Source organism: Mesorhizobium sp. 10J20-29 (assembly GCF_054130485.1).
Window position 1 is genome coordinate 1,016,071 of record NZ_CP199156.1, and the last position, 25,471, is coordinate 1,041,541.

At 60.0% G+C, this 25,471-nt stretch carries 25 protein-coding genes and 2 pseudogenes; 11 read left to right on the plus strand and 16 right to left on the minus strand.

Features of this window, described 5'->3' with window-relative positions; all coding sequences use genetic code 11:
* Positions 1-92: 92 nt before the first annotated feature.
* The gene (locus ACT2BZ_RS04950; RefSeq protein WP_457939742.1) at positions 93-2,894 is read left to right on the plus strand and encodes an ATP-binding protein; all 2,802 of its coding nucleotides are present in this window, start codon (positions 93-95) and stop codon (positions 2,892-2,894) included.
* Between the two features lie 306 nt (positions 2,895-3,200).
* Positions 3,201-4,335: pseudogene (locus tag ACT2BZ_RS04955) on the plus strand (IS3 family transposase).
* A gap of 105 nt (positions 4,336-4,440) precedes the next feature.
* Here ACT2BZ_RS04955 and ACT2BZ_RS04960 read toward each other — a convergent pair.
* Together ACT2BZ_RS04960 and ACT2BZ_RS04965 are read right to left on the minus strand one after the other, a co-directional pair.
* Positions 4,441-4,722: a hypothetical protein gene (locus ACT2BZ_RS04960; RefSeq protein WP_457941459.1), complete on the minus strand. Its 282-nt coding sequence runs from the start codon at positions 4,720-4,722 to the stop codon at positions 4,441-4,443.
* A 93-nt stretch (positions 4,723-4,815) separates the two neighbouring features.
* Positions 4,816-5,004: pseudogene (locus tag ACT2BZ_RS04965) on the minus strand (TetR/AcrR family transcriptional regulator); the annotation flags it as partial.
* A gap of 82 nt (positions 5,005-5,086) precedes the next feature.
* Between ACT2BZ_RS04965 and ACT2BZ_RS04970 the strand changes: the two are divergent.
* Positions 5,087-5,548 carry a cupin domain-containing protein gene (locus ACT2BZ_RS04970; RefSeq protein WP_457939743.1) on the plus strand — a complete coding sequence of 154 codons (462 nt, stop codon included), beginning with the start codon at positions 5,087-5,089 and terminating at the stop codon, positions 5,546-5,548.
* 461 nt (positions 5,549-6,009) lie between these two features.
* On the opposite strand, the gene ACT2BZ_RS04975 is transcribed toward ACT2BZ_RS04970, so the two are convergent.
* Both ACT2BZ_RS04975 and ACT2BZ_RS04980 read right to left on the minus strand, forming a co-directional pair.
* Positions 6,010-6,468 carry a GFA family protein gene (locus ACT2BZ_RS04975; RefSeq protein WP_457939745.1) on the minus strand — a complete coding sequence of 153 codons (459 nt, stop codon included), beginning with the start codon at positions 6,466-6,468 and terminating at the stop codon, positions 6,010-6,012.
* Positions 6,469-6,489: 21 nt separating this feature from the next.
* The gene (locus ACT2BZ_RS04980; protein ID WP_457939747.1) at positions 6,490-7,293 is read right to left on the minus strand and encodes a GNAT family N-acetyltransferase; all 804 of its coding nucleotides are present in this window, start codon (positions 7,291-7,293) and stop codon (positions 6,490-6,492) included.
* Between the two features lie 73 nt (positions 7,294-7,366).
* On the opposite strand from ACT2BZ_RS04980, the gene ACT2BZ_RS04985 reads away from it, so the two are divergent.
* Positions 7,367-8,377: a LysR family transcriptional regulator gene (locus ACT2BZ_RS04985; RefSeq protein WP_457939749.1), complete on the plus strand. Its 1,011-nt coding sequence runs from the start codon at positions 7,367-7,369 to the stop codon at positions 8,375-8,377.
* 244 nt (positions 8,378-8,621) lie between these two features.
* Here the strand turns inward: ACT2BZ_RS04985 and ACT2BZ_RS04990 are convergent, their stop codons facing one another.
* Positions 8,622-9,146 carry a hypothetical protein gene (locus ACT2BZ_RS04990; RefSeq protein WP_457939750.1) on the minus strand — a complete coding sequence of 175 codons (525 nt, stop codon included), beginning with the start codon at positions 9,144-9,146 and terminating at the stop codon, positions 8,622-8,624.
* Positions 9,147-9,337: 191 nt separating this feature from the next.
* Between ACT2BZ_RS04990 and ACT2BZ_RS04995 the strand changes: the two genes are divergently transcribed.
* Positions 9,338-10,096: an N-acyl homoserine lactonase family protein gene (locus ACT2BZ_RS04995; protein WP_457939751.1), complete on the plus strand. Its 759-nt coding sequence runs from the start codon at positions 9,338-9,340 to the stop codon at positions 10,094-10,096.
* 14 nt (positions 10,097-10,110) lie between these two features.
* Here the strand turns inward: ACT2BZ_RS04995 and ACT2BZ_RS05000 are convergent, their stop codons facing one another.
* The 7 genes from ACT2BZ_RS05000 to ACT2BZ_RS05030 form a co-directional block, all read right to left on the minus strand.
* Complete coding sequence (locus ACT2BZ_RS05000) at positions 10,111-10,869, minus strand: SDR family NAD(P)-dependent oxidoreductase (protein ID WP_457939752.1); 759 nt, start codon at positions 10,867-10,869, stop codon at positions 10,111-10,113.
* A gap of 137 nt (positions 10,870-11,006) precedes the next feature.
* Complete coding sequence (locus ACT2BZ_RS05005; RefSeq protein ID WP_457939753.1) at positions 11,007-11,258, minus strand: hypothetical protein; 252 nt, start codon at positions 11,256-11,258, stop codon at positions 11,007-11,009.
* Positions 11,259-11,509: 251 nt separating this feature from the next.
* A complete protein-coding gene (locus tag ACT2BZ_RS05010) occupies positions 11,510-13,255 on the minus strand; it encodes a SulP family inorganic anion transporter (protein WP_457939754.1) in 1,746 nt (581 codons plus the stop codon).
* 51 nt (positions 13,256-13,306) lie between these two features.
* Positions 13,307-14,026: an MBL fold metallo-hydrolase gene (locus tag ACT2BZ_RS05015; RefSeq protein ID WP_457939755.1), complete on the minus strand. Its 720-nt coding sequence runs from the start codon at positions 14,024-14,026 to the stop codon at positions 13,307-13,309.
* 193 nt (positions 14,027-14,219) lie between these two features.
* A complete protein-coding gene (locus tag ACT2BZ_RS05020; RefSeq protein WP_457939756.1) occupies positions 14,220-14,663 on the minus strand; it encodes a DUF6691 family protein in 444 nt (147 codons plus the stop codon).
* A gap of 1 nt (position 14,664) precedes the next feature.
* Positions 14,665-15,099: a YeeE/YedE family protein gene (locus ACT2BZ_RS05025; protein ID WP_457939757.1), complete on the minus strand. Its 435-nt coding sequence runs from the start codon at positions 15,097-15,099 to the stop codon at positions 14,665-14,667.
* Positions 15,100-15,300: 201 nt separating this feature from the next.
* The gene (locus ACT2BZ_RS05030; protein WP_457939758.1) at positions 15,301-15,753 is read right to left on the minus strand and encodes a beta-lactamase hydrolase domain-containing protein; all 453 of its coding nucleotides are present in this window, start codon (positions 15,751-15,753) and stop codon (positions 15,301-15,303) included.
* Between the two features lie 701 nt (positions 15,754-16,454).
* Between ACT2BZ_RS05030 and ACT2BZ_RS05035 the strand changes: the two genes are divergently transcribed.
* The 3 genes from ACT2BZ_RS05035 to ACT2BZ_RS05045 all read left to right on the plus strand — a co-directional run bounded on the left by ACT2BZ_RS05035 (position 16,455) and on the right by ACT2BZ_RS05045 (position 18,804).
* The gene (locus ACT2BZ_RS05035; RefSeq protein ID WP_457939759.1) at positions 16,455-17,894 is read left to right on the plus strand and encodes a bifunctional metallophosphatase/5'-nucleotidase; all 1,440 of its coding nucleotides are present in this window, start codon (positions 16,455-16,457) and stop codon (positions 17,892-17,894) included.
* A 60-nt stretch (positions 17,895-17,954) separates the two neighbouring features.
* Positions 17,955-18,323, plus strand: a complete 369-nt coding sequence (locus ACT2BZ_RS05040; protein ID WP_457939760.1) for a hypothetical protein — start codon at positions 17,955-17,957, stop codon at positions 18,321-18,323.
* 238 nt (positions 18,324-18,561) lie between these two features.
* Positions 18,562-18,804 (plus strand): hypothetical protein, encoded by a 243-nt coding sequence (locus tag ACT2BZ_RS05045; RefSeq protein WP_457939761.1) that lies wholly within the window; start codon positions 18,562-18,564, stop codon positions 18,802-18,804.
* On the opposite strand, the gene dsbD is transcribed toward ACT2BZ_RS05045, so the two are convergent.
* Entirely contained in the window at positions 18,794-20,539 is a 1,746-nt protein-coding gene (gene dsbD / locus ACT2BZ_RS05050; RefSeq protein ID WP_457939762.1) for a protein-disulfide reductase DsbD, read from the minus strand. The two genes, ACT2BZ_RS05045 and dsbD, sit on opposite strands and share 11 nt — an antisense overlap.
* A gap of 115 nt (positions 20,540-20,654) precedes the next feature.
* Here dsbD and ACT2BZ_RS05055 point away from each other — a divergent pair, with 115 nt between their 5' ends.
* Positions 20,655-21,320, plus strand: a complete 666-nt coding sequence (locus tag ACT2BZ_RS05055) for a response regulator (RefSeq protein WP_457939763.1) — start codon at positions 20,655-20,657, stop codon at positions 21,318-21,320.
* A gap of 5 nt (positions 21,321-21,325) precedes the next feature.
* Positions 21,326-22,669 carry an ATP-binding protein gene (locus ACT2BZ_RS05060; protein WP_457941227.1) on the plus strand — a complete coding sequence of 448 codons (1,344 nt, stop codon included), beginning with the start codon at positions 21,326-21,328 and terminating at the stop codon, positions 22,667-22,669.
* Positions 22,670-22,674: 5 nt separating this feature from the next.
* On the opposite strand, the gene ACT2BZ_RS05065 is transcribed toward ACT2BZ_RS05060, so the two are convergent.
* Complete coding sequence (locus tag ACT2BZ_RS05065; RefSeq protein WP_457939764.1) at positions 22,675-23,352, minus strand: DsbA family protein; 678 nt, start codon at positions 23,350-23,352, stop codon at positions 22,675-22,677.
* Positions 23,353-23,461: 109 nt separating this feature from the next.
* Between ACT2BZ_RS05065 and ACT2BZ_RS05070 the strand changes: the two genes are divergently transcribed.
* Positions 23,462-24,196: a L,D-transpeptidase gene (locus ACT2BZ_RS05070; RefSeq protein WP_457939765.1), complete on the plus strand. Its 735-nt coding sequence runs from the start codon at positions 23,462-23,464 to the stop codon at positions 24,194-24,196.
* Between the two features lie 176 nt (positions 24,197-24,372).
* On the opposite strand, the gene ACT2BZ_RS05075 is transcribed toward ACT2BZ_RS05070, so the two are convergent.
* Together ACT2BZ_RS05075 and ACT2BZ_RS05080 are read right to left on the minus strand one after the other, a co-directional pair.
* On the minus strand, positions 24,373-24,552 hold the full coding sequence (locus ACT2BZ_RS05075; RefSeq protein WP_457939766.1) for a hypothetical protein: 180 nt from the start codon (positions 24,550-24,552) through the stop codon (positions 24,373-24,375).
* A 564-nt stretch (positions 24,553-25,116) separates the two neighbouring features.
* Positions 25,117-25,449 carry a hypothetical protein gene (locus tag ACT2BZ_RS05080; RefSeq protein ID WP_457939767.1) on the minus strand — a complete coding sequence of 111 codons (333 nt, stop codon included), beginning with the start codon at positions 25,447-25,449 and terminating at the stop codon, positions 25,117-25,119.
* Between the last annotated feature and the right edge of the window lie 22 nt (positions 25,450-25,471).

Here is a 25,471-nt window from a genome sequence, read left to right on the forward strand (position 1 = left end):
AAAGGCTTACGCCGGAATCTAGCATTTTCACTATCCATTTGCCGTTAACCGGCCCTCGATATGCTGATCTGAGGAGCAGCGGGACCACCTGGATGCGCAAAGCAAGTGTGACTGGTTCGATTGGATTTCGGCTTTCATTAGCTGTCGCTACGGTCGTATTCGCTGGCTTTCTGATCTCTGTCTCAGCTTTCCTTTTCAATGATTTCAGGCAGACGATCGCGGCTGAGCGGGAACGTCTCCAGAGTTCAGCCGCGGCCTTCGCCGCGGCAATATCCGACAGCGTCTCAATCGGCGATCGCCGAGGCGCGCTGGAAGTGCTGCGCGGTATCAGCGATCTTCCACATGTCAATTTTTCTGTTGTGAGGAATACCGCCGGGCAAGTGCTGGCCGAAATTGGCACCGGAGCCAGGCTACTGGGCCGTGACGGCTCAATTGAAGAAATGGATGCGCTCTCGACCTTCTTTGCTGAATCCTTGACGGTTGACTCTGAAATCCGTCACGCAGGAGTTGTTGTAGGGGCATTGGAACTTCAGGCGGAGATCGCCTGGCTCAGGGCGCGCTACTTCGACAGCCTCGCCACGGCACTGGTCTTCGGTTTCGTGCTTATGCTGCTTACCGCATTCGTCGCGCGCATCAGCATCGTGCGGATCATTCGGCCGCTGCGGCAGCTATCCGAGGAATTTGCCAATATCGGCCAACGCTCGGACCTGACACAGCGCCTGAAGCATGATCGCAACGACGAGGTGGGAGTGCTGGTGACCGCTTTCAACGACATGTTCTCGCGGATAGACGAACGTGATCAGCAACTCAGGCGGCACCGCGACACACTCGAAGAAACCGTGGAAATTCGCACCGCCGAAATGCGCACCGCACGCGACGAAGCAGAGCGCGCCAATGTCGCAAAATCGGACTTCCTGGCGACGATGAGCCACGAGATCCGAACCCCGATGAACGGCATGATGGTCATGGCCGAGATGCTTTCGGCCGCCCCACTGTCGGAACGCTACCAGCGCTACAGCGATATCATCATGCGCTCAGGCCGCGGCTTGCTTGATATCATCAATGACATTCTTGATTTTTCGAAGATCGAAGCCGGGCACCTAGAGATCGAGGCCATCCCGTTCTCCATCGATACGCTCGTCGAAGATGTCGCGAGCCTCTTCGGCGAGCGGGCACGCGAGAAGAATTTGACGATAGCGCTGTGCGTCGCGCCCGAAGTACCCAGAAGTCTTGTCGGCGATCCGACGCGATTCAATCAGGTTCTCACCAATCTGGTTAATAATGCGCTGAAGTTTACAGAGTCAGGCGGCGTGACCGTCGAGGTAGAGGCGACCCAGGCGCCAGATGGCTGCAGGATCCAAGTTCACGTTCGAGACACCGGAATTGGCATAGCCGACGACAAGATCGGTCAGATCTTTGAACGCTTCACACAAGAGGATCAGACAATAACCCGCAAGTTCGGCGGGACTGGTCTTGGCCTGGCGATTACAAAGCGGCTGGTCGATGCGATGGGCGGTCAGATCGTCGTTACAAGCGAGAAGGGAGTTGGCACCGATTTTTGCTTCTCGCTGACACTGCCGATCGACCTGCCGGCCAACAAAATTATGCTGCCCGGCGTTGTGGTGCAGATTGTCGACCGGAACCCCATCACTGCGGCGGCCGCAGGAAGGGCAATGACTGCGCGCGGCGCGAGGCTTGTCAGGTCCGGCTCGTCTACAGTCCCTCAATTGGTCTTGGCGCGCGCTGGCGATGCGAATGACGCAGCAGCAGAGTACGCGTCGATCAGCGTCCCGGTCATTGCCATGCGCCCGTTCTCAGGCTCGAGCGGCGTTGCCAGCGCAATCGATATAGCTGGCGAGATCCAACTGCCGTTCCGCCGCAGCGAACTCGACCTGTTGGCCAACTGTATGAAGACTGGTGACTTTCTCCCCCTTGGCAAGGCAGGCACACAGGGACGAACGCTGATCGAGTTGCCCGATCTGTCGCGTCTCCGCGTGCTTGGAGTCGATGACAATGCGGTCAACCGCGAGGTGCTCTACGAAGCGCTAGGCGGCTTTCGTATCGCGCCCGATCTTGCCGCCAGCGGTGAAGAGGCGATCGAGATGTCGCTCGCCGGGCCTTATGACGTGATCTTCATGGACTGCTCGATGCCCGGCATGGACGGGTATGCGGCAACCGCAGAAATCCGGCGCATCGAGGTCGAAGGTGGACGTCGGCCCTGCACGGTTATCGCCCTAACGGCACATATCGCAGGCGCCGAGGCGGGTCGCTGGAAGACCGCCGGCATGGACGGGTATCTGGCAAAACCCTTCACCATTCAGGAATTGGCGTCGGTGCTGGTGCCAATTCTGAACAGCAGGGATGATACTGTTCTCCCGGGATCGACCGAGGAGGTCTCCGATGCCGATGTGGCTCCTGCATCGTTGCAGGTGGAGACACCAGCCATGAGTGGTACCGACAGCGCCGGCGATCAACCGCTCATCGCGCCCGAAACGCTTGACATGTTTGCGGCTTTGTCAGGCAGCGGTGGCGCGTCGGTGGCGACCAAGATCTTTGGCATATTTCAGCAGAACGCACCGAGGGGATTGAAGGATCTGCAAGACGCCATGTCGGGTGAAGTTGGCGATGCGGCCAAGTTGGCTCACGCGTTGAAGTCCATGTGCAGCAGCGCCGGCGCAAGGCGCGCCGCCACGGTGTGCGAGGACATCGAGAGGATGCTCAATAGCGCCGAGCCGGTCGATGCGAGGCAAATCGCGGATCTGTCCGATACAGTGATGCTTAGCATTGAAGAGATGACGCGGCTGTTTCCAGCCATATCGGACCGAACTGATCCGCTTGATCAAATTGAACCCGGTCAGACTGAGCTAGCCGTACGAGCTGCTCAAACCCTGTAGCGGCACTCTTCCATCTCGCCTGCATTTTCGAAGTCCACGGTCGGTGAGCAATGTGCAGAGTCCTATCCTGCACCTGGTGCCACGCGTGCAGACAAGACCATGCATTTCGAGCATTCGCATGTCCAATTTGAAGCTTGCTTCATCCTCGCTTCAGGCTGTCCTTATCCTCAGGATGAACCCGCTTGCTTCAACGTTAAGGAATAGCATTCTTGAGCCTGAAGCTACCATTCCGGTTTCGGCCCCTATGGCCTGCTGCCGGTTTCGTGGACACCGAGTTAAGGTGTTTAACGGAACTGGAGAGTTGGAATTCAGAGAAGGAAGTTCAGCCGCGAGTTCAAGCTTGAGGCAGTGAGATTGGTGAAGGATCGAGGCGTTGCGGTGGCGCAGGCTGCCCGTGATCTGGATCTCCATGAGAACGTGCTGCGCAAATGGGTCCTTGAGACGAGCGCGGACCCACGGCACGCCTTTCCCGGCCATGGGCAGATGAAGCCGGAGCAGCAGGAGATCGATCGGCTGCGCAAGGAAGTGTCGAAGCTGAAGGCGGAGCGCGACATCCTAAAAATGGCGGCAGCCTACTTCGCGAGAGAAGCGATATGAGGTTCACTTTCATTGCGAGGCACCGGGGCATCTGGCCGGTGGCATGGCTATGCGACGCGCTGGATGTGTCACGGTCGGGCTTCCATGCCTGGCTCAACCGCGGCCCCAGCGCTCGCTCCCGGCACGATGAGATACTCGTTTCCCGGAACGACCGCAGCTTCAAGAGCAGCGACCGAACCTATGGTGCCCGTTGTGTCTGGCACGATGTGCTGGCCGAAGGGCTTTCCTGCGGCCTGCGTCGTGTCGAGAGGCTCATGCGGGAGAGCGGGTTGCGTGCTCGGCCGCGACGCCGTGGACTACCGAAGGATACGGGCGAGCGAGCCTCCGTGTCGGACTTGACCGCGCCTCTGAGGCATCGGCGCCGAACCAGAAGTGGATCGCCGACTTCACCTACATCTGGACAGCCGAAGGTTGGCTCCACGTTGCCGCCGTCGTCGACCTGTTCTCCCGCCGTGTCGTTGGCTGGGCGATGAAGGCAGCCATGACGGCGCAGCTCGTCACCGATGCCCTCATCATGGCGATCTGGCGCAGGGGCAAGCCGGACAGTCTGCTGCAGCACAGCGACCAATGCAGCCAATATACCAGCCAGCAGTTCCAGCGCTTGATGGTCGACCACGGCATCACCTGTTCGATGAGCCGATCGGGCAATGTCTGGGACAATGCTGCGATGGAGAGCTTCTTCTCGTCGCTCAAGACCGAGCGGACAGCCCCCAAGGTCTACAGGACGAGGGATGACGCCAGGGCGGACGTGTTCGATTACATCGAGCGCTTTTACACTCCCCGGCGACGGCACTCGACATTGGGCTATATGAGCCCCGTCGAGTTCGAGGAGAAAGCTATGTGAGCTTAACCTGGTGTCCGAAGAACCGGCAGCAGGCCAGAACGTCGTCATGCATATTTTGATGCCGGACAATTGGTTGAAAGACGCGAATTGGGATCTGACACCCCACTAGTCACGATCTCCCAGTGCCCTATTCAATAGAGTTGCTACTGTGGTTGCCGGATCGTTGACTTCACTGCGCCGCAAGGATTTCCACGTTCCAAGATCGGTGAGCGCACGCACAATCTTATGCTCCCGATCTACCACTGCTGCCACCAAACCATCGAGCGCGTCATCTACTCGCCGCTCAGCTTCGGCGAGAACGGGGTGAAAGCTGCTTTCTTCGCGAATGTTGGAAAGTTCATGCTCCCCTCTCTCATACAATGAGAAAATCGCATGAGTCAGCGCCAACAAACGGTTCCTTTGGCCGATTACACCATCAAATATTGATGGAGACGGGAGCTTGAGTTTCTCCCAAGTCAGAGCTCCGCACGCTGGCAGAAGTTCATCGAACGATCGGAAGTGACGATACACTGTCCCAACTCCGACGCCTGCACGCTCCGCTATGTCATCCCAGCTTGTACCAGTGACGCCCTGCTCTGCGTGAAGCTCTAGGGTCGCTTGAACGATGCGATCTCTAGTTTCTTGGACCGCCGCTTCGCGCTTTCCCATCTGATAATTTCGTCGAGCCATTTCGTTGACAAAACCTCTCCGTTAAAATATCTACCCCTCAGCCACGACTGTCAACGTGGCGTACACATAGGAACACAGCAAGATGGATGCCTCAGCAAGTTTCTCCCCTTCGGTTGCAGCGTGGTGGTGGTTTGGGGAGCTCGCCACGAATAAGATTGGTGCGGCCAACACGGATGGAGCCTTATCTGTATACGAGATTCTGGCCCCCGCCGGCCTAAGTGTTCCGCGCCACGTGCATCTACGCGAGGACGAGGTTTTCGTGATCCTCGAAGGAAGCGCAGTCTTTCAGGTTGGAAGTACGATTAGCGACGCGAAATCAGGTGACGTTCTGTTCGGGCCGCGCGGCGTCGCCCACGAATACACCGTCGGACCAGACGGCTGTAGAATGCTTTTCGGGTTCACACCCGGTCACAACATGGAAAGCTTTATTGAGGCTTCAGGAGTGCCCGCTCTACAGCTGACCATTCCTCCTACAGATGTGGTTCCTCCGTCGCCGCAGGAATTGATGAAGATCCTAACCGATCATGGATTGGCGTTCGCTTAGCTGGAACGTCGATTGCGAGCGTGTGAGGTGTTGGTGAACCTGGGCACGACGCTGTGATCGATGATACCGCAGCTAGGCAGGCCGCATAGGAATGCCGAGAGAACTATCGTCTGAAAGTTCGAGGTTGAAATCCTTCGTCCAGAATGCCCACGCCGCCGGCACGGGCATTCCCCCACGGTGGACTCGCCAACGCGTAGGAATGCCGAGATCGCATCGTGAGTGGCATCGCCAAACGCGTGGCCTGACCCTGCGGTCCAGGCTTCGGCCCCGCTGAGTGGCGTGCAGGCATCAAATTAGAGCTTGCCTGCGCGCCTAAGCTCGCCATTCTAAAATGAGGACCATTACGACCGCGTCATGAGTACCTTCGACATTATGGTCGCAACCGCACTCATACCGACGGTCTTCATTTCTAGCTTTTTCGGCGAGCACCCAAGTGCACACAGTTCGTGGGTCGCACAAGCCTATTCAGGCACCGTCACACCGGAACCAAAACCCGCTGGAAAATCCCTGAACTTCGGCAGACCGTCTTTGAAGGGTAAGACCGTTTCTGCATAATTTAGATGTACCGACGGCTGAAACGGCATATCGGGAAATACCGCCGCATGAACATCCGTGAGATCGTGACCAGGATGTCCCGTCATTAAATGCCCGCCACATCGTGTGCAGAACTGCCGCTCGCTCGTTCCCGTCTTGTTGAAGCGGCCAATGTATTCCGCACCCATCGTGACCCTGACATCTGCTTTTTGCCAGAGGATGAACGCTGTCAGGGGCGCGCCGGAATAGGTGCGGCACGACCCGCAATGGCAGTAGCCCATCTGCAGGGGGACGCCCGTCGCAACGATCTCCACCTCGCCGCAGAAACAGCGTCCAGTGTAGCTCCTTGCATCGATTGTCTCCTGGCCTTCGAACGGACCATTCATGCGCATTCTCCTCTTTTCAGATCAATAGAACACCGAGGGCATGTATGGCCGGGTGGGGAGATGGTAATCCCCCTTCGCCATGATTGTCATCGGCTTCGCAACCTTCATTCCATGGTCCAAGCACCACCTGAATGACGCGCTTTGCCTCGTCGGTAGCAGGAACGATACGTTCAGATTGACGGCGGCCGCGCCGAGTATCATCGCGTGCATATCGCTCGCAGAGTGAGCCACGCCATGGTTGGCAAGCCAAAGTGAGGGTGCCGTCATGTACCCGACGATCTTCGACGAGCGTTCGGCAACCAGCGGCGAGAGCGAACGGACTGCGTTCTCGATCTCACGCCGGCGTGACACCCCAAGAATCCGCTTACAGAGTTCGTCGCAAGGTTCTACATCGCCGTCGACCATTGGCCTCACGGTCAAGACCTTAGACGTTGTACCGAAAGGCATTCCTGTCATCACTACGACTGGCTCTCGAACTTCAAAGCCAAGCGAGGCGTAAAGCGCCAGCGAACCCATGTTGAAGCCGTCCTGCAGAAGACGGATTCCGGCCGAGCCATTTGCCCTGTCGCATACCGTCTGCATCAGCTTGCGGCCGATGCCGCGTCCCTGCATCGCGGGATCGACCGTGATCGGACCGACCGCCTTGATTGCGTCAGCCTCAGAGAGAAAATTGGATCCCGACACCTTTCCGTCGACCTCCGCGACGAGGCCGTAGACTGCTGGATCGGCGATTAGAACTCTGGCTAAATCCGTCGCGGCATCGGGCGTTGGGAAATCGGCTGGAAAGCCATGTCTTGATGCAATCTCGTTGAAGGCCTCGAACATTATCCGACCACACATATCGGCATCGGCTGGTGTTGCTGTTCTTATCTGCATCGCAAGAAGATCCCGTTGGAACTTGGAGTGTCTTTTCCATGTCGATCAGGACCTGCGAAATATCGAACGGCGCATCGTCTCGCCATCATCGTTTCTGGCGGTTGGGTCGGCAAAAATGCATAGTATCAGGATGCTTGACTGGAACGATCTAAGGTACTTCCTAGCCGTGGCGCGAACCGGGTCCACGGCTGCTGCCGCCCGCCAGCTTGCCGTCAACCAGTCAACCGTGGTTCGCCGCATACAGGCGCTGGAGGAAGGAGTGGCCCTCCGACTCTTTAACAGGAAGCGCGACGGGTATGGGCTAACATTAGAAGGAGAGGCGCTGCTACCGGAAGCAAATGCAGTTGAGGCAGCCGTTCAGGCGCTCGCACGGCGGGCATCCGCACTTGACGGTGGCTTCACCGGTACGCTGCGCGTGACAACTGCGGAGGGAATGGCTATCGGTCTGGTACCTCAGTTGCTGGACTCATTCCACGAGGCGTTTCCTGGCATCAACGTGATTCTGATTATCGAGGACCGCTATAATGACCTCAGCGATGGCCAAGCGGAGATTGCGCTGCGCGCAGGGCCGCCCGGCAACAGTTCGCTAGTAGGCAAGAAGCTCTCGGATCAATCTTGGGCCGTATATGGGAGCAATGGATATCTAGATCGGGCGGGTCGTCCGGAGACGTCAGAGGATCTGAACGGCCACAAGCTGATTGGCTTCGAAGGCACGCTCGAGAACATTACGCCCGCCCGCTGGTTACGCCAAGTTGCGCCCAATTGCGAAATTGCCAGCCGAAGCAACAGCGTCTTGGGTATCTCTTTCGCAGCGCAATCGGGATTTGGACTTGCGCTACTGCCGTGCCAGATCGGCGATGCGGATCCGCGGCTTGTCCGTGTCGTAGAACCTCAGCCGGAACTTACGACCGGCTTCTGGATACTCACCCATCTGACCTTCATAAGCACCCGAAAGTCCAAGCCTTCTTTACGTTCATGTCCAAGGAGATCGTCAAGCACCGCCCGATATTGTTGGGCCAGTATAAGCCGCTGAATCGAGGAACTGCCAGCTTCTAGGGGTGGAAAACAATATGACGCGAAATCCCTCCCCGGTATGCCAGAGCGCCTAAACTGGTCTGCTTTCCGCATCTCGCAAGCAGAAGCTGACCGTCCGGATCCAGCCCCAGACCGACCGTTCTCGCTTGATTGTGGGTCGGTAGAATCAGCGTGGTTGCCTTGCAGACATTGCCTGCAAATACACGCCGGGTCGACATCGACGCGCTCCGAACCAATGTGGTCTACTTGTCGCGGTTGCCTTTCGTAGCAGGCGCGCGTTTCGGCCGTGGCTTCGGGTTCTCGACTTTTGGCGTCTGCATGGGAACCGCGTTCTTCTTAGGCCTGCTTGCTTTGGTGCTGTTTCGTTCCCCTGACGAGGCGGCAACAGGAGTCACAAGTCCCGAAGCTGACTGACCGGCATGGCCAAACGCCTCTGTTGCTTTCCCTGCTACCTCGCCGACAGCCGTGCTGGCCTGCGTTCGTACTTTCTCAAAAACCCGTCCAGTCGTCTTCCGGATACGCTGGAATGAAGCGCCGATCTCTTCGATGGCGCTCCCAACTTGGTCGCTGACCTTATCGCCGACATGTCGGTCTTCAACTATCTGATCGACCTTGCGGGAGATCTCGCGCAGCATATCCTCAATCTTCGGAGCTTGCTTCGCCGAGGCCGCACGGGACAAGACCTTGTCTGCCCATTCATCAACCGTCATACCTTGCTCTTCCGCCGCCTTTTGAGCGGCCTTCAAAGTCCTTGTCGAAAGCTTCATGGACGTATCCTCCCCCTGAGTGTCGGATATGGTCCTAGCATCATCGCTGGACTCAAGGCCCGCCGCAATGCCCACGGGCAGAATGACATGTGTTGGTAGCGATCTGTCTTTGGTTTGGGCCAAAGGGTAAGTTGAACACGCGCCGGCGGCCAGCCGGGTGCGTCATGTAGAGAATGCAGCGAGTTTCAGTGATGCCGACAAAATTGAACCCCGAAGACCAGCCTCTGCGGCTTTACATCCTGGATTTCGGACTGTTCAAGGTACACGGCGGAAATCGGATCATCGCGATCTGCGGCTACCTGATCGAAACAAGACTGGGGCGCCGCATACTCGTCGACACAGGATTTCCAGCGAAGTACGCTATCGATGCTGCAAAGGCCTCGGCGGAAGATCGACTGAAAGAATTCGGCGAGGTTCGTGAACTTTCAACCGAGCACTTGCCATCTGCTCAGCTAGGCAAGATCGGCCTGCGCCCGAGTGCTGTCGATTGCTTGATCATTACCCATACCCACATCGATCATGTTGGGGCCATTGCCGATTTCCCAGACGCAACGTTGCTGATCGGTGCGGCAGAACGAGCGCTACCTAAGCCACTATACTGGGGAGAGGTACAGCCTATGGATTGGCCAGAGGTCGAAACGACAACGGTTTCCGGCGACCTGGAACTTTGCGATGGCCTCAGAATCTTATCCACTCCAGGACACAGTCCAGGTCATTTGTCTGTTCTGGTGACGCTGCCGAAAACCGGACCAGTCTTGCTGACTGCGGATGCAATCTCGCATCCCTCTGAAGTTGACGAGCGTTTTGCAGGTTCATGGGATCCGGAACTCGCAATCAAGAGTGCGGACCGTATCCTAAGAATTGCAACGGAACTCGGGGCCTTCGTGATCTACGGTCATTCGCCCGAGCAGTGGCCGCAGTTGCGGAAAGCTCCCCAGTTCTACGACTGAATGCGAGTTCAAAGTTACCGTACATCACGTCCTTGGTTGAGGATGATTACATTGCCACTCGCAACATCGCCTGCTGGCGAAATCAGGAAGCTCACCCATTCAGCGACTTCTTGCGGCCGCATCGCGCGACCATGTGGCATCGCCGCAAGTGCACTTTCCAGAACCTCAGGAGTCAGGACGTTAAATAATGGGGTCTCGGTCATCGCAGGGGCGATTGAGTTGACGCTGATCCGGTCCCGCGCGTAGCGCCGTGCAAGATCCTTCGTCAGCGTGTCGAGTGCTGCCTTGCTGGCGCGGTAATGCGGCGGGTCGAAGACATCGAAATTGTAGGCGCCGTTCGATGAAATGTTGACGATCTTCTTGACGCCTGGCCTCAGCCTCATCCGGCGCACGGCTTCCTGACAACAGTGGAATGCACCCGTAAAGTTGACTGCCATCTGCCGATTGAGTTCATCCGCCGCTATGTCGGGGAACTCCCCCATGAAGCAGGTTCCGGCATTGTTGACCAAGGCGTCGAGCCCCCCAATCTCGGCGTCGATCGCCTCAAAGGCACGGGCGATTGCGACTGGGTCCGTGAGATCGCACTCGACAGACAGGAAGCTCCCGCCGCCAGTCTTGATCGCCTGTTCGACCTCCTTGAGCCCTGGTCGGTTGACGTCGAGGCCCGCAATTACGTGGCCACTATCTGACAGCCGATTTACAATCGCCTTACCCATGCCACCGGCCGCGCCCGTGACAACTGCTGTAAGTTTCTTATGGGTCTGTTCATTCATCCGCTCTGCCCCTGAGGACCCCGATCTGGCATCAGCCATTGGCAAGACAGATTCAACTGCCATCGCGCAAAAGATCGTCCTTGCGCAAGGAGAGTGCATTGATCGCGATGCAATTCCAACTAGGCAGTGCTCGCGCCTCACGGACGCAGGCGATCGTTGAAGGGTTCGGTGCGGCAGAACGACCAGCCGAGCCAGCAAGGTCGCTCGAAAGTCGTCTTCAATCGAACTATAGGGTCAAACCCAGTCGATCGATCATCAGGGTTAGCCAATCCGGTTGCCCTCCTCGGTATGCACAGGTCGCTTTTTATCTGATGGACTTTTGCCTCAGCGGTCGAAAGTTCGAGCGAACCTCGACCAGTCATCTCCGGCGACTGGGTGTAGGTGGCCATTGTCCTCCATGACGCCAATGACCCGCTCTGGTGCAATGTCCGCCTCTCAACATCTCAGGCCAAAAGCTGCCAGTCCGGTTGCGGCCCACAAGTTGCCGGTCCGCTTTGCGCCCTCATCGCTGATGTCCAGGCAAACTTTGCCTTCACCCAAAAGCGGACATCGATCACTCGCCCTCTGAACTTCGGCTTCGCGTCTCAGGTCGGACATGCATGCATCTCATGTGCCACCCGAAAACAGACGTGACAGTCGATCACGTCGATGGCTGTGGGTGAGCCGTCACGTGGGCCGCCAGCTTGCGAGCCGCTTCATGTTGGCTGAGGAACACTTCTCCGGTTAGGTCCTCGAGGAAATGGCTGCGCTTCAGGCGGTCCATCACCGGGCCTTTCACCTCGCTTAGATGTAGACGCACGCCTGAGTCCCTGAGCCGGGTGTTGATTGCCTCGAGCGATTCTAGTGCCGAGAGGTCTATTTCGTTCACCGCCGGGAACATCAGAACAACATCAGTCAATTCAGGCTTGTCGGCTGCAAAGCCCGAGATCTGGTCTTCGAGGTAACGAGTGTTTGGGAAATAGAGGCTCTCGTCGACGCGCAGGCTCAGCACGTGGGGTTGAGTCTCGACCTCATGGCGCAGCACGTTACGGAAGTGCTCGGTGCCGGGCACCCGACCGACCACCGCAATGTGTGGTCGCGAGGTCTTATAAAGGTGTACGAGGATCGAGGTGACGACGCCCGCCGTGACGCCAACCTCTACGCCGAACACCAGCGTCAGCAGGATCGTCGCTGTAACGGCGGCGAAGTCGGTCCGACTGAAAACCCAGGCGCGCTTGAAAATCGTAAAATCGACGAGGCTCAGCACAGCCACGATGATCGTGGCTGCCAAGGTGGCTTTCGGCAGGTAATGGATCAACGGCGTGAGAAACAGAGCGGCAAGTGCCAGACCCCCGGCAGTGTAGGCCCCTGCAGCGGGGGTTTCTGCGCCAGCGTCGTAGTTCACCACCGAGCGAGAGAAGCCGCCAGTGACCGGAAAGCCCCCGGTGAATGCCGCTCCCATGTTGGCCGCGCCCAGACCGATCAGTTCCTGATCAGGGTTGATGCGCTGGCGCTTCTTGGCGGCCAGCGTCTGCGCCACCGAGATACTCTCTACGAAGCCGATGATCGAGATCAGCAAAGCGGGCACTAGCAGTTGGGAGATCAGGGACGGGGATAAGGAAGGCATGGTGAGCGGTGGCAGGCTTTGTGGCACCTCGCCGACGATGGCGACGCCGCGCGCACCCAGGTCGATCGCCCAGACAACAAGCGTGGTGGCGACGATGGCAAGCACCGGCCCTGTCTTGGCACCGAGATCGGCCATGCGCGGCCCGAGGCCGAGGCGGCACAGCAACGGCTTCAGCCCCTTCCGGACCCAAAACAGAAAGGCAGTGGTTGAGACGCCGAGCGCGACAGTGATGAGGTTGATCTGGCCCATATGCGCCCAGAGGCCCACTACGATCTCGATCAGCGTGTGGCCCTCCCCCTGAATGCCGAGGACGTGGCGCAACTGGCTCGCCGCGATCAGGATTCCGCTCGCGGTGATGAAGCCCGCGATCACAGGGTGCGACAGGAAGTTGGCGAGAAACCCCAGTCGGAGCAGCCCTAACGCGAGCAAGATCGCGCCCGACAGCAAAGCCAGCGTCAGTGCCGCCGTGGCGTAGTCGGCGGTGCCGCTGTTGGCGATGTTGCCTACGGCCGCAGCCGTCATCAGCGAAACCACAGCTACCGGCCCGACTGCCAGTGCGCGGCTGGTACCAAAGATCGCGTAGAGTAGGATCGGTACGATGGATGCGTAGATCCCGGCCTCTGGCGGCATTCCTGCCAGCAATGCGTAGGCCAGAGATTGCGGGATCAACATGATCGTCACGATCACCGCCGCGACCACATCGCCGGTGAAAGCGGAGCGGTCGTAGCGCCTGCCCCATTCGAGGATCGGCAAATAGCGAGTAAGTGCGGACCGTGTCATGTCTGGTACCCGGATGATTACAGAAACGAAACTCGCGACCCGCTGAGTGAATCAATCGAAGCGGTTCACCGGCAGCTTCAGGTAGTAGTTGCCGTCATCCTCGGCCTCGGGCAGCCGCCCGCCGCGCAGGTTGATCTGCAACGCGGCGAGGATGCGGTTCGGCAGCGCCAGCGTCTTGTCACGGGCCTGGCGGTGCTCGATGAAGGCTTCTCGCTCAGTGCCATCCTTGACGTGGATGTTGTGCGCTTTGTGATCGGCGACCGTGGCCTCCCAGCGCGGCTCATCGCGCTCCTCTGTGCCGTAGTCGTGTCCGACGTTGAGCCTTGTGTTTCCAGGTAGTGAGAGGATGTCCTGGATCGAGCCCCAGAGCTCAGCGGTATTCCCGCCCGGAAAGTCGGAGCGCGAGGTGCCGGCGTCAGGCTGCATCAGCGTGTCATGCACGAAGGCGGCGTCGCCGCAGACATAGGTGATCGACCCGAGGGTGTGGCCTGGCGATAGCATGACATTCACCTCCAACTCGCCAACCTCGAAAGTCTGGCCCTCCTCGAACAGGTGGTCGAAATCGCGTGAGGGCTCGAAGGAGTCAGGCAGGTTGTAGATGTCTGCCCATATCTTCGCGATCTTAGGCACCATCGCGCCGATTGCGTTGGGGGCGCCGGTTCGTTCCTTAAGGTGGGCCGAGGCCATTACGTGATCCGCATGAGGGTGGGTGTCGAGCACCCATTGAACGGTCAGGTCGTTGTCGCGCACAATCTTGAGCACCTGGTCCATACTTTCGGTCGAGAAGCGGTAGTTCTTCGGATCGAAATTCCATACGACGTCGATCAGTGCCGCCTGCAGCGTCTTGGGGTCGGCACAGATATACTGAATTGAACCGGTGTCCGGCTCGTAGATGCCCCAAACGTGGGGGCTGCCTTGGCCTGTCCAAGGCGAATGGCGAACGACACGGCTCTTGAGGGGGCAGTCATTGGGCCGCTCCTTTGGGCAAGGCGACGGTCAGGTCGGGCGTATGCCGGGCGAGCCACATGCCGCCCAGCATGAATGGGACGAAGATCAGCGTGCCGGTGGCCGCAATCGGCAGGGCAGTCAGCGCCGGGCCAGGGCAAAAGCCGCCCAAGCCCCAGCCGATGCCGAAGATCGAGGCGCCGGTCAATAGCTTCAGGTCCAAGTCGGTGGCGGTCGGCAGTCGGAATTTGTCGTCGAAGAAGGGTCGCGCGCGGCTGCGAGTGAGCCAAGCGAAGCCCGGGCCGGTGACGGCGATGGCTCCGCCCATGACGAAGGCGAGGCTCGGGTCCCATGTTCCCATGACGTCGAGAAAATTCGATACTTTGGCCGGGTCCGACATGCCGGATATGATCAGGCCGAAACCGAAAGCGAGCCCGGATAGTAGCGCGAAGAGCTGTTTCATTTCAGCCCCCTATCACGTGACGGGTGACGAGCACGGTGACGAACGCCGCAGCCATGAAGGTAGCTGTGGCGACGATCGAGCGAACCGAGCCGCGGCTGATGCCGCAAACCCCGTGGCCCGAGGTGCAGCCACTGCCATAGACGGCGCCGAAGCCGACGAGAACACCAGCCAGCGCCATCAGGGGCAGGTTGGACGGAACCCATTGCTGCGGCCAGTCCCCAAAGACAAGGAACCAGATCGGCGCCGCAAGCACCAAGCCCAGCACGAACAGCGCCGAAACGCCACGTGCCTCGCCGCCGGTAGAGCGGGAAAAAGCCCGCGATGTGAGGCCGCTGACGCCGGCGATGCGACCATTCGTTGCCATTAAAAGCACCGCCGAGGCCCCGATGATCATGCCGCCGCCAAGCGAAAGCCAGGGTGTGAATGCAGTTTCCATCTGTCGTCTCCATGGTGGGATGAGCAACGCTGGCGGGTAGGCTTTGTTTCAGAGCATCGAATATTCGCGGGGGAGATGCCGTCGTACGCCTACTGGCCCCAGCCGCGAATGTCGCGGAGCCTAGTCGCCCGCGTCCAAATTGGGGGGAGAGGCGTGAGGCAGAGGGTCGCCCTTGGCTCCGACCTGCGGTGGCCTCAGAGATCACGCGCCCGACTTGCGATCCGCATAGCTCCTCACGAACTGGCCGATTTCCTCTTGCGACAGGTCAAGACCGCTTTCCTGTCCCTTGGCGATCGCTGCCTCTCCGCTTAGCCCCTCCTTGGGCGCCAACGCCATCAGAGCCATTGCACCGGCCCGCTTCCCGGGGGCACAATGGAATAGCACCGGTCCCGGGAGATCAGCGAGCTTCTGGCGAAAATCGTCCACGAGCTCATCATCCAACGCATCCCGCGCCAACGGATGGTGCAGGTAGGCCAACCCAGCTTCCTCGGCGAGGCGCCGCTCATCCTCCGGTGTAACTTCCTGGTTCTCCTGGTTCGTGCGGAAGTTGACGATGCTGTGAAAGCCGTCTTCGGCGGCTTTGAGAAGCGCGGCTTCGTCGGGCGCGAAACGGGCCACGCTGTGGTTGCTGTCGATCTCGACGATGTTGCCCATGTTGGTCCTCACTAGTTGTCGAAGGTTTCGTAACCTGGGGCTCCCCAGCCTATCGAGCTGCCGTAAACGTTGTCGAAGCGTCACAGATTTTGAGCAACACGCGACGCCGTCAGTATGGATTTGTTCCCTGCATTGGTTCACCGCGATGTGCTCATCTGATCTGAACAGCGGGAGCTGCGAGTTGGTTCCGCTAGAGGGCGGTATACGCCGAACCAGTTTGCGACAGGCGCGGTTTGGATCATTCGAGGTCCATGATCTCCCCAGCTTGGACGCCGTCCGGACCTCAGTTTTCTTCGAAATCGTTTGATACGCGAAGTAGCGTGGCTGGACCCTCCCAACCTGCTTTAGAGAACCGGAGGTTCGATCGAAGTCCTGTCCGCGGAAAATTCAGAGAAACCTTTGCTCGCCCTCGGCGTTCGGCTCAAAAAGGGCGCGACAATGGGTGTGGTATTCGAGCAAGTCGTTGCTAGTAGGCTTGCAAAAGTTGACCGATTTGTCGGTGACGACAATTCCGGGAAATGCCGCGGCTACCGATCCTCGGCGAGCCATCGACATCTACGTCGATTTTGCACAACCAATAGGCTCAAGATCTCCCGTAAATGTCAGACACAGATCCATGCAGAAGATTGCTGGACGGCTTGGCAAGTAAAGAACTTTTGGTCGCCAGGGAGGCTCAAGCCGTTTGTGCGAGGAGAACGTTGATGACTTCCGGCAAAGTGACGGTCCTGCAGATTAACGACGTCCACGGCTATCTGGAACCTCACCCCGAGGTCTTGCTTAAGGGTGGTGACAGTCGTCTGGTGACCTTGGGAGGATACGCCAGGATCTCAGGGCTATTTAGGCAGGTGCGGCAGGAGCGCCCGGGAGCTGTTGTTGCGCTGGACAATGGTGATACATTTCATGGCACTTACCCAGTAGTGAAAACTAGGGGGGAGATTCTGCTGCCTATCCTAAATCATCTGGAACTCGACGGAATGACCGGGCACTGGGATTTTGCCTACGGTCCATCGCACTTCAAGGATCTCGTTACCAAACTTAACCACCCGATGCTTGCGATCAATTGCTATGAAGAGGCAACGGAAGACCTATTTTTTCCGCCGACACGTGTAATCGAACGGTGCGGTCTTCGCATCGGCATCATTGGCATCGCCGCAACCATTGTCGACAAGACTATGCCGCCGCGCTTCCATGACGGCATTTACCTGACTCTCGGGCGGGATGAACTGCCTTCGCACATACAGCGTCTCCGTCTCGAAGAAGACGTCGACATCATTATCGTCCTTTCCCACCTTGGTTTTCCGCAAGATATTCAGCTCGCGAAAGACGTCCCGGGAATCGATGTTCTGTTGAGTGGACACACTCACAATCGGATGCACGAGCCGGCGATTGTGAACGGCGCGATTGTCATTCAATCGGGCTGCCATGGGTCGTTTGTCGGCCGCCTCGATCTGGAGATCCGCGATGGAAAGATCCTTGCGCACAACCATCTTCTTATTCCCGTTGACGAAGCTATCCGGATGGACCGCGAAATGGAACTCTTGGTAGACAAGACGCTCGCACCCTATCGCGACTATCTCGGTCGTATTGTAGGCGAGAGTGATATCTGTCTCGCACGCGATCGGATGTTCCAAACAACGATGGACGATCTGCTACTGAATGCGATTGCGAGTGCAGCAGATACGATCTTGGCATTCTCCAATGGATGGCGCTATGGCGCGCCCATCGCGCCTGGTCCTGTCACCGTGAATGATCTCTGGAACATCATTCCGACCAACCCGCCTGTATCTACGGTTGAGCTGTCGGGTAGTGAAATACTGACAATGCTGGAGGAAAACCTAGAACGAACGTTCGCCGCAGCCCCGTATGAGCAGATGGGCGGGTTCGTAAAACGGAGCAGAGGAATTGATCTCTACCTCAAAATTGAGAATCCAGCCGGGCAGCGGATACAGAGGGCGTTCATTGAGGGCCATCCTGTCGACTTGGGGGCTCGCTACAGGGCCGCTTTCGTCACCGAACAGGGGGTCCCGAAGAAATTCGGCGAGGATAGAAAGAACCTTTCAGTATCCGCCATCGAGGCCCTTGAGTCCTATATAAGCCAGGGACGACCATCAGAACGCTGCGGCGTCATTTCGGTCGTTTAACCAGATGGAGCAATCGGCCGTTAAGCACCGACCTGCTGCCAAGTAAGGAGAATGGATCTGTTGAGCGGTGGGTTCCGGCTTTCAGCCGTCATTCTCCTTTGGCAGCGTCCACGAAACAAGACCTTCCATTTTGGCGCGCATCGCCTCTCGCGAAATCTCGCCGAGATGGATGTCGACCAGTCGGCCATCTGCCCCGACGAACAGCGTCGCCGGCAGGCCCGGCGCCTTGTAGTGCCGGCCAAGCTCGCCGAGGCCGTCCATAAGGACATTGGGCAGGAGCAGGCCCGGCTGCGAGAGATAGCGGCGGATGCGGGCGCATCCTCACCCTGGTTCGCGAAGACGAAAGTGATGTTGCTGTTCGCCGCCGCGATTTCGGCAATCATCGGCATCTCGCGCCGGCAGGGCGACACCATGTGGCCCAGAGGTTGATCACCATGGGCATTCTGGCGAGTGCGGGAAGCGCAATCTTCTCCCCACCGAGCGTCTGCAGCGGATTGCCTGGCAGCGGCACCGGATCGACGCCTGACGTCAGGAGTGAAGCGGCATTCCAGACCAAGAGGCCGGCGGCCAGGCCGGCAAGGCCTGCGATCCGTCCGCGCATGTCCCTGACCTGGACCAGCAGGAGGATGAGCGCGGCGAGAACGCCGGCGGGCCAGAAGAACCCGCCTTGCCAGACGGCAACCGCACGCCACGAGTCTTCCGCGAAGTGCTCCAGTTGATGACGACATGGGCGATCCGCGCTGCGATGATCCCGACGACCAGACCGGTCGTCGACCATCGCGCGACGCGGTCGCCGCCCTTGCGCGCCGCGATCGTCGTAACAGCGATGAAGGCGAGTATGCCCGCAAGGGCGACGAGCCTGTCGACCGACAGCATGATCGGTCCGATCGTGATGGCATTCATCGCTTGAGTGCCGTCGCGGAGTCGACAAGGTCGGATGGCTCTATGCTTCCGATCAGGCGCGTCCCTTGCCGCTCCTTCCGGGTGGGGTCGAAGAACATCATGGTTGGCGGTCCGGCGACTTTCAGTTCGTCCAAAACCGACTGGGCGGCCGCGTCGAATTCACTGACATCGAATTTCACCAGATGGACGCCTTCCAAGGCTGCAGCGACCCCTTTGCCTGGGAGCACCTTGCGCTCGATGGTCCGGCAAATCACGCACCAGTCGGCCGTGACGTAGAGCATCATCGGCTGCCCCTTCTCGCCGGCCGCATCGAAGGCGCGTAGCAGGCCTTCGCGCGAGGCGGTCGTGGTGAATGCAAGGTCCGATTGGATAGGCGGCGTGGAGCGAAGCGCGATCCTCGCCAGGGCCTGCATGGGCTTGCCGCTGCCATCGAGCGCGCCGAGAGCCAGGACGCCCGCAACGAGCGTCAGTCCCATACCGGCCGCCTTTGCTCGTCGCGACGAGATACGCAGCACGAGGTCGGCCGCGGCGATCATCAAGAGCAGTGCATAAAGCGACAGGTCCATCGCCAAGGGCACGAGCGGCGTCGCGACCCAGATCGCCATGGCAGTGAAGCCGAAGCCGAACAGGCGTTTGATCTCCTCCATCCAGCGTCCGGCGCGCGGCAACAGGCCAGCGCCGAAAGTGGCCATGGCGATGAGTGGCAGGCCCTTTCCAAAACCCAGCGCGAACAGCGCCAGCGCACCGATGCGCCAGTCGCCGCCTTGCGCGATGTAGACCAGCGCGCCGGCGAGCGGCGCCGTCACGCAAGGTCCGACGATCAGCGCCGAGGTGAACCCGAGCATGCCGGCCGATCCAAGGGAGCCGCCCCTGCTTTGTCCTGCAAACCGGGCAGTGAACGCGCTCGGAAGGTGCAACTCAAAGGCGCCGAACATGGAGGCCGCCAAGACGAAGAAGAGCACCGCGACCGCTGCGGTGGTAACCGGCGACTGCAGAGCGAACTGGATGTTCTGCCCGCTCCAGCCAACGACGGCACCGACGATCGCAAACGCAAGCGCCAGACCGACAACGTAGGTGGTGGACAGCGCAAAACCGCGGCGGGCATTTGTCCGTTCGCCCTGGCGGCCGAGCATGCCGATTACGATTGGATAGATCGGGAAGACGCATGGGGTGAAGGCCAGCAGCAGGCCGAAGCCGAGAAAGCTCAACGTGATCCAGAAGACACTCCTGCCCGCGAGGATCGAGGAGGCCTCCCCGCCATTGTCCGCGATCGCGATGCCGGCGGCAGCCAGCGAGTTGTCGGCGGTCGTCGGCGCGACGAAGTCGCTGACGGCGTTCGTGATCGCGAGCGTATCAGGCGCGATGATGCGCGCTTCGGGCCGATAGCATATGCCACCGTCCTGGCAGCCTTGGTACTCGACACGTAGAGGTTCGCCGGTCTCAGGTACGACGATCGCGACGGCTTCGTCGAAGATGACCTCGACATTGCCGAAGCCCGGATCCTCCTTGGCGACGCCCTTCGAGATCGTGACCGGAAGGTCGCCCGCGCCTTGGGTGACCTGTACATTGTCGCGGTAGAGATAGTAGCCGGAAGCGATCGTCCAGCGGAGTTCAACTGTCTCCCCGTCTCTCGCAACTGACAACGCGAAGGCCTCGTCGACATCGAGCGGCGCAGCCGGCTGCGTAAGGGCTGCGCCCACCGAGAGGAGCAGGGCAATGAGAGCCAAGACGGTGAACCGCATCTTGATCAGGCCTTCTTTCGTTGCGAAGCAGTGCCGTCTCGGTGGGGCAACTTAAGGCAGCCTTAAGCGGATGGGTCGAGACAGGACCTGCAATCGGAAGGAGTCGCTGTCAGCGGTGCGCATTCTCATCGTCGAAGACGATCCTATTTTGCTGGACGGATTGACCGTCGGGTTGAAGCTCGCAGGCTTCAGCCCGGACGCTGTCTCGACTTGCACGGATGCCGATGCGGCCCTGCGTGCGAGCGATTACGAGGCCGTCGTGCTCGACATCATGCTTCCCGACGGGTCGGGCATTGATCTTCTCGCACAGAGACGACGCGAGCGCGACGCAACGCCGATTCTGCTCCTGACGGCACGCGACCAGGTCGGCGACCGGATCGCCGGGCTCGACGCCGGCGCCGACGATTATCTCGGCAAGCCCTTCGATCTCGACGAACTCGCCGCCCGTCTGCGTGCTATCCAGCGGCGTGGCTCCGGGCGAGCAAACGCAACCCTGTCCTGGCAGGATGTTGTGCTCGACCCTGCGACGCATACCGTTACCCGCAATGACAAGCCTGTCGGCCTTACTCGCCGCGAATTCACCATCCTGCGCCTGCTCATGGAACGCCCCGGCGCAGTCATCGCCAGGACGGCGCTGGAGGAGACTATCTACGGCTGGCAGGAAGGCGTAGAGAGCAATGCGGTTGAGGTCCATATCCACAATCTCAGAGCAAAGCTCGGCGCGGGCGTCGTCCAGACCGTGCGCGGCATCGGCTATCGCGTCGGCGGAGAGCCGCCGTGAACTCGATGCGCGCTAGACTGCTGCTGATCCTCCTTCTTACGACCGGGGCCATATGGCTATCCGCGGCGGCGTGGATCTACTGGAGCACACAGGCGCGCGTCGAGCAGGTGCTCGATGCCCGGCTGCGAGAAGCCGCCCGCATGGTGGATTCGCTGATCACCGACCATCGCATCGAGATCGCAACGGCAGCCGGCGCGATCGAGGGGCTCGACGTCGAGACGATGACCGACGAGCCCTACAGCCATCAGCTCTCCTGCCAGATCTGGTCCTTGGCTGGTGGGTTGGTCGGGCGCTCGGAGGCAGCGCCGCGCGAACGCCTGGCATCGAGCGATGACGGTTTCTCGCAGACCACGATCGACGGCCACACCTGGCGCGTCTACACGGTTTTGAACTCCGACCGCGGCGTTCAGGTGATGGTCGGCGACAACCTTAAGGTTCGCCGATCGCTGGTGAATGACGTCATGACCGGCACGCTGCTGCCCATGACAATCGTCCTGCCGATCGCTGGGCTCCTGATCTGGCTGTCGGTTCAGCGCGGCATGCGCCCACTCGACCGCATGGCAGGTCTCCTGAGCCAGCGGCACGCCGACGATCTGCGTCCGGTCGACCTGCCCGATGCGCCCGGCGAACTGCAGCCCGCACTCGATGCCATCAACGGCCTGTTCGGACGCGTCGCCGGTGCTCGGGATCGGGAGAAAAGTTTCACAGTGTTCGCAGCCCACGAACTGAAGACGCCACTCGCCGGCCTGAAGACACAGGCGCAGATCGCGCTGGCGTCCGATGATCCCGGGATCCGCCGGCACGCGCTCGAGCAGATCGCAGGTGGGGTCGACCGCTCGTCGCGGCTGGTCAGGCAGTTGCTCGATCTGGCGGCCGCCGACGCCAACGAGGAGCAAGATACGATCTCCTCCGCCGATTCCGCAGCGATCGTGCGCGATGGCGTGCAGTCGGCGGAGACCCTTGCAGCGCGCCGCGACGTCACCATCGACGTGCACGGCGTTCATGCCGGGATGGTTTCCAGCGACCGGGCGCTTGCCACCACCGCACTACGCAACATCCTCGAAAACGCAATTCTGCACTCGGCGGCTGGCGGGGCGGTGCGGATCATCATCTCGTCACCCGGTCAGGAAATCCGCTTCGAGGTCATCGATGCGGGACCCGGCATGACCGAAGAGGATCTCGCGCACGCCCGCGAACGCTTCTACCGCGGTGCAAGTCGCGACGGGGCTGGGTCCGGCCTTGGCCTCGCGATCGTGGACACCATCATGCGGCGGGTCGGCGGAAGCCTGGCGCTGGCTAACCAGGAAGGTGGCGGCTTCCGCGCCACCCTCCATTTCCAGAAGGCCTGAGACGTTCAGCCCTCCTTTGCTCGCGCCCGCGCATCCTTGATCACCTGTCCGAAGCCGGCCTTGTCGAGCGCGGAGGCGACGAGGAACGGGCCGATCAGATAGGCGGGTGTGCCCTGCAGACCGAGTGCCTCCGCAATCGCCAGGTTGCGGGCAAGCTGTGCATCGATCTCGCTTCCATGCGCCTTGCGGTCGGCGTCCAGCCTCGACATGTCGATGTCGGTCGCTTCCAGCACGCTCCGCATCGCAGCCGCGTCGGCGCGACCTTCCTGCGCCATAAAGGCGGCGTGGGCCGTCTCGTACTTGCCCTGAGGCTGTGCCGACAGGGCGAGCACGGCGCCGTCCCTCGATGCATCCGTCAGGATGGGCCATTCCTTGTAAACAAGGCGGATGTCTCCGTCGGCCCGGACGACTTCATCGAGCGGCCTGCTGGCACGCCGGCAGAAGGGACAGTTGTAGTCGAAGAAGGTGACAATGTTCAGCGAGCCGTTCGGGTTGCCGCCCACAGGCGAAGCCGGATCGTTCAGGACCATCTCCGGATCGAGATCCTGCGCGAAGGCTCGGTCGCGAAGGCCGCCGAAACTCAGGAGAAGTCCTGCGGCACCCATGCCGAGGAGGAGCTGACGGCGGGATGCCGGCCGGCCGAGAAGTGGCGCCGTCCATGTATGTTTGTGTCGCTGGTTCATGATCGTCCTGCCTTGTTGTCGATGCGCCACAGCCTGACGACGGCCCTTAAGGCAGGCTTAAGCTGACACAGGCCTCACGGCGTCGAAATCAAGAAGCATCGAGGCCAGCATGAGATTCCCCGTCGACCGTTCAAAGTTGCCACAGCGAACCGGCGTTCCAAGGCGCGCATTCCTCGTCGGCACGGGCGCGCTTTTTCTGGGCGGCTGCACGACGGCGCTCCCGACAGCACAAGGGCCTGCGCTCGTTGCCGCGCCGCCACCGCCTCCGTCAACACCGCTGATGTATGCCGCAATGCCGAAAGAGCAGTTCCCCGTTCCCGCGGTCGATTTGGCCCAACTCGATCAGCGGTTCTGGCGCCGGGAGATCGACTATCCCACCGACGAGCGCGTGGGCACGCTGATCGTCGATACGCCGGGAAAATATCTCTACCACGTGCTGCCGGGTAGCCGTGCAATGCGCTACGGCATCGGCGTCGGACGCGAGGGATTCGCATGGGCCGGCCGCGCCATCGTCGCCTACAAACGCAAATGGCCGCGCTGGACCCCGCCTGATTCCATGGTCGCCCGGCAGCCGGAGCTCGAACCCTATTCGATCGCAAATGGCGGTATGGGCCCGGGCCTGAATAATCCGCTGGGCGCGCGAGCGCTCTACATCCACGAGGGCGGCCGCGACACGCTCTATCGCCTGCACGGGACGCCGGAGGCGACATCGATCGGCCAATCGGTCTCCTCAGGGTGCATTCGTCTGGTCAACCAGGATGTCGCGCATCTCTACGACACCGTGCGCGATGGCAGCCCTATCGTTGTCATTCCCGATCCCTCAATGTCGCATCTACTTGTCTGAGATGCCGGGCGAGAGGTCATGCCTTTCGAGCGATCAGGTCGATGAGCCCTGACATGCCGGAATGGCCGGAACCTTCTTCGATCTCGCCGTCGTGCTCGTCGAGCCGCTCGATCGTAAGTGAGGCGAATGCATCTTCCAGGATGGGACGCGTGTAGAGGTTTTTCGACCGAGCGTGGTCAGCCCGTACCGTACTCGATCTGTCGGGGGCGTGTAGCCTTGAAATAGGAGGAAACCGCCCGGTTTGAGCGTCCGGAGCATGCCTCGAAGATCAGCTTTCGCAACGGCGGCTCGGCAAACTGGATGAAGATCGCCGCGACGACGTCGAAGGCGTCGCGCTCCCAAGCCCAGCCTTCCACGACGCCAACTGGTAGTCGACCTCCACGCCGTGGCGTGCCGCAAGCCGTCTCGCCTTGTCGAGGCCCACCGCCGACGCGTCGAAACCCGTGACATCAAGCCCCGATGTGCCAGCCAGACGCCATTGCGGCCTTCGCCATCGGCGACAGCGAGCGCCTTTGGCCCGGCCTTAGTAGCGAACCGCAGTACCTGAGGAATGCGTTGGGTTCGGTACCAAATACGTATTCTTCCTGATCGTAGCGTTCCTCCCACATCATAGTCGAATTCATTCTGCACACTGGCTGCCTTATGCCAGCATCGTGATTTGCGCGACCCGTCAGATAAATAGGTATCGTGGACGGGTCATCCATGCCCGAGTGCGCACAGATTTGAATGACCGCCATCAAGGATCTGAAACCCAAGACCTGCCGGTTGCTCTTGCCCCCGTAGCTACCGGTCTCCAATGCGCGTCGGAGCGGCATTCGAAGCGGGCCTCTTTCAGTCGGAAACTGGTGGCAGTTTGCGGGCCAGTCCGTCGAGCGCAATTATGCATCGTCCGACGAATCTTGGACTCAATTCAGCATATTTCATGCTGCGCGTCGGAAAATGGAGCGTCCGCGGGGTAGGTTGCCCCTGCTCATGCCCGCATCCGCGAGACACGCGACAGGGAGCGAACAATGATCACCGCGAGTTGAGATCTGCATTCGTGGCGGGTCGATCTGTTCTCTCGGGTCAGTTGCGAGGCAGGCGCTGTCCTTCTGGGTCTTCTTTCCGTCGGTGCCCAGACCAAGACCGCGACCGGCCCGCGTCTTTCCGGTCGAGCCGCCAAGGTCGAACCCCGGGCGATCAACCTGCTCCGAAGCGTCAGTCGGCTTCTTGTCTTTCGGCTTGCTCGCCGCGTTGCTCTTGTCCTGTTTCATCTCAGGTCCTCCTTCGCTGAAG

Excerpts from the sequence above, each read along its gene's own strand:
- ACT2BZ_RS04950 (WP_457939742.1), top strand. The coding sequence starts at position 93 with ATGCGCAAAGCAAGTGTGACTGGTTCGATTGGATTTCGGCTTTCATTA.
- ACT2BZ_RS04970 (WP_457939743.1), top strand. The coding sequence starts at position 5,087 with ATGGATGCCTCAGCAAGTTTCTCCCCTTCGGTTGCAGCGTGGTGGTGG.
- ACT2BZ_RS04975 (WP_457939745.1), bottom strand. The coding sequence starts at position 6,468 with ATGAATGGTCCGTTCGAAGGCCAGGAGACAATCGATGCAAGGAGCTAC.
- ACT2BZ_RS04980 (WP_457939747.1), bottom strand. The coding sequence starts at position 7,293 with ATGTTCGAGGCCTTCAACGAGATTGCATCAAGACATGGCTTTCCAGCC.
- ACT2BZ_RS04990 (WP_457939750.1), bottom strand. The coding sequence starts at position 9,146 with ATGAAGCTTTCGACAAGGACTTTGAAGGCCGCTCAAAAGGCGGCGGAA.
- ACT2BZ_RS04995 (WP_457939751.1), top strand. The coding sequence starts at position 9,338 with ATGCCGACAAAATTGAACCCCGAAGACCAGCCTCTGCGGCTTTACATC.
- ACT2BZ_RS05000 (WP_457939752.1), bottom strand. The coding sequence starts at position 10,869 with ATGAATGAACAGACCCATAAGAAACTTACAGCAGTTGTCACGGGCGCG.
- ACT2BZ_RS05005 (WP_457939753.1), bottom strand. The coding sequence starts at position 11,258 with ATGGCCACCTACACCCAGTCGCCGGAGATGACTGGTCGAGGTTCGCTC.
- ACT2BZ_RS05010 (WP_457939754.1), bottom strand. The coding sequence starts at position 13,255 with ATGACACGGTCCGCACTTACTCGCTATTTGCCGATCCTCGAATGGGGC.
- ACT2BZ_RS05015 (WP_457939755.1), bottom strand. The coding sequence starts at position 14,026 with ATGGACCAGGTGCTCAAGATTGTGCGCGACAACGACCTGACCGTTCAA.
- ACT2BZ_RS05020 (WP_457939756.1), bottom strand. The coding sequence starts at position 14,663 with ATGAAACAGCTCTTCGCGCTACTATCCGGGCTCGCTTTCGGTTTCGGC.
- ACT2BZ_RS05025 (WP_457939757.1), bottom strand. The coding sequence starts at position 15,099 with ATGGAAACTGCATTCACACCCTGGCTTTCGCTTGGCGGCGGCATGATC.
- ACT2BZ_RS05030 (WP_457939758.1), bottom strand. The coding sequence starts at position 15,753 with ATGGGCAACATCGTCGAGATCGACAGCAACCACAGCGTGGCCCGTTTC.
- ACT2BZ_RS05035 (WP_457939759.1), top strand. The coding sequence starts at position 16,455 with ATGACTTCCGGCAAAGTGACGGTCCTGCAGATTAACGACGTCCACGGC.
- dsbD (WP_457939762.1), bottom strand. The coding sequence starts at position 20,539 with ATGCGGTTCACCGTCTTGGCTCTCATTGCCCTGCTCCTCTCGGTGGGC.
- ACT2BZ_RS05060 (WP_457941227.1), top strand. The coding sequence starts at position 21,326 with ATGCGCGCTAGACTGCTGCTGATCCTCCTTCTTACGACCGGGGCCATA.
- ACT2BZ_RS05065 (WP_457939764.1), bottom strand. The coding sequence starts at position 23,352 with ATGAACCAGCGACACAAACATACATGGACGGCGCCACTTCTCGGCCGG.
- ACT2BZ_RS05070 (WP_457939765.1), top strand. The coding sequence starts at position 23,462 with ATGAGATTCCCCGTCGACCGTTCAAAGTTGCCACAGCGAACCGGCGTT.
- ACT2BZ_RS05080 (WP_457939767.1), bottom strand. The coding sequence starts at position 25,449 with ATGAAACAGGACAAGAGCAACGCGGCGAGCAAGCCGAAAGACAAGAAG.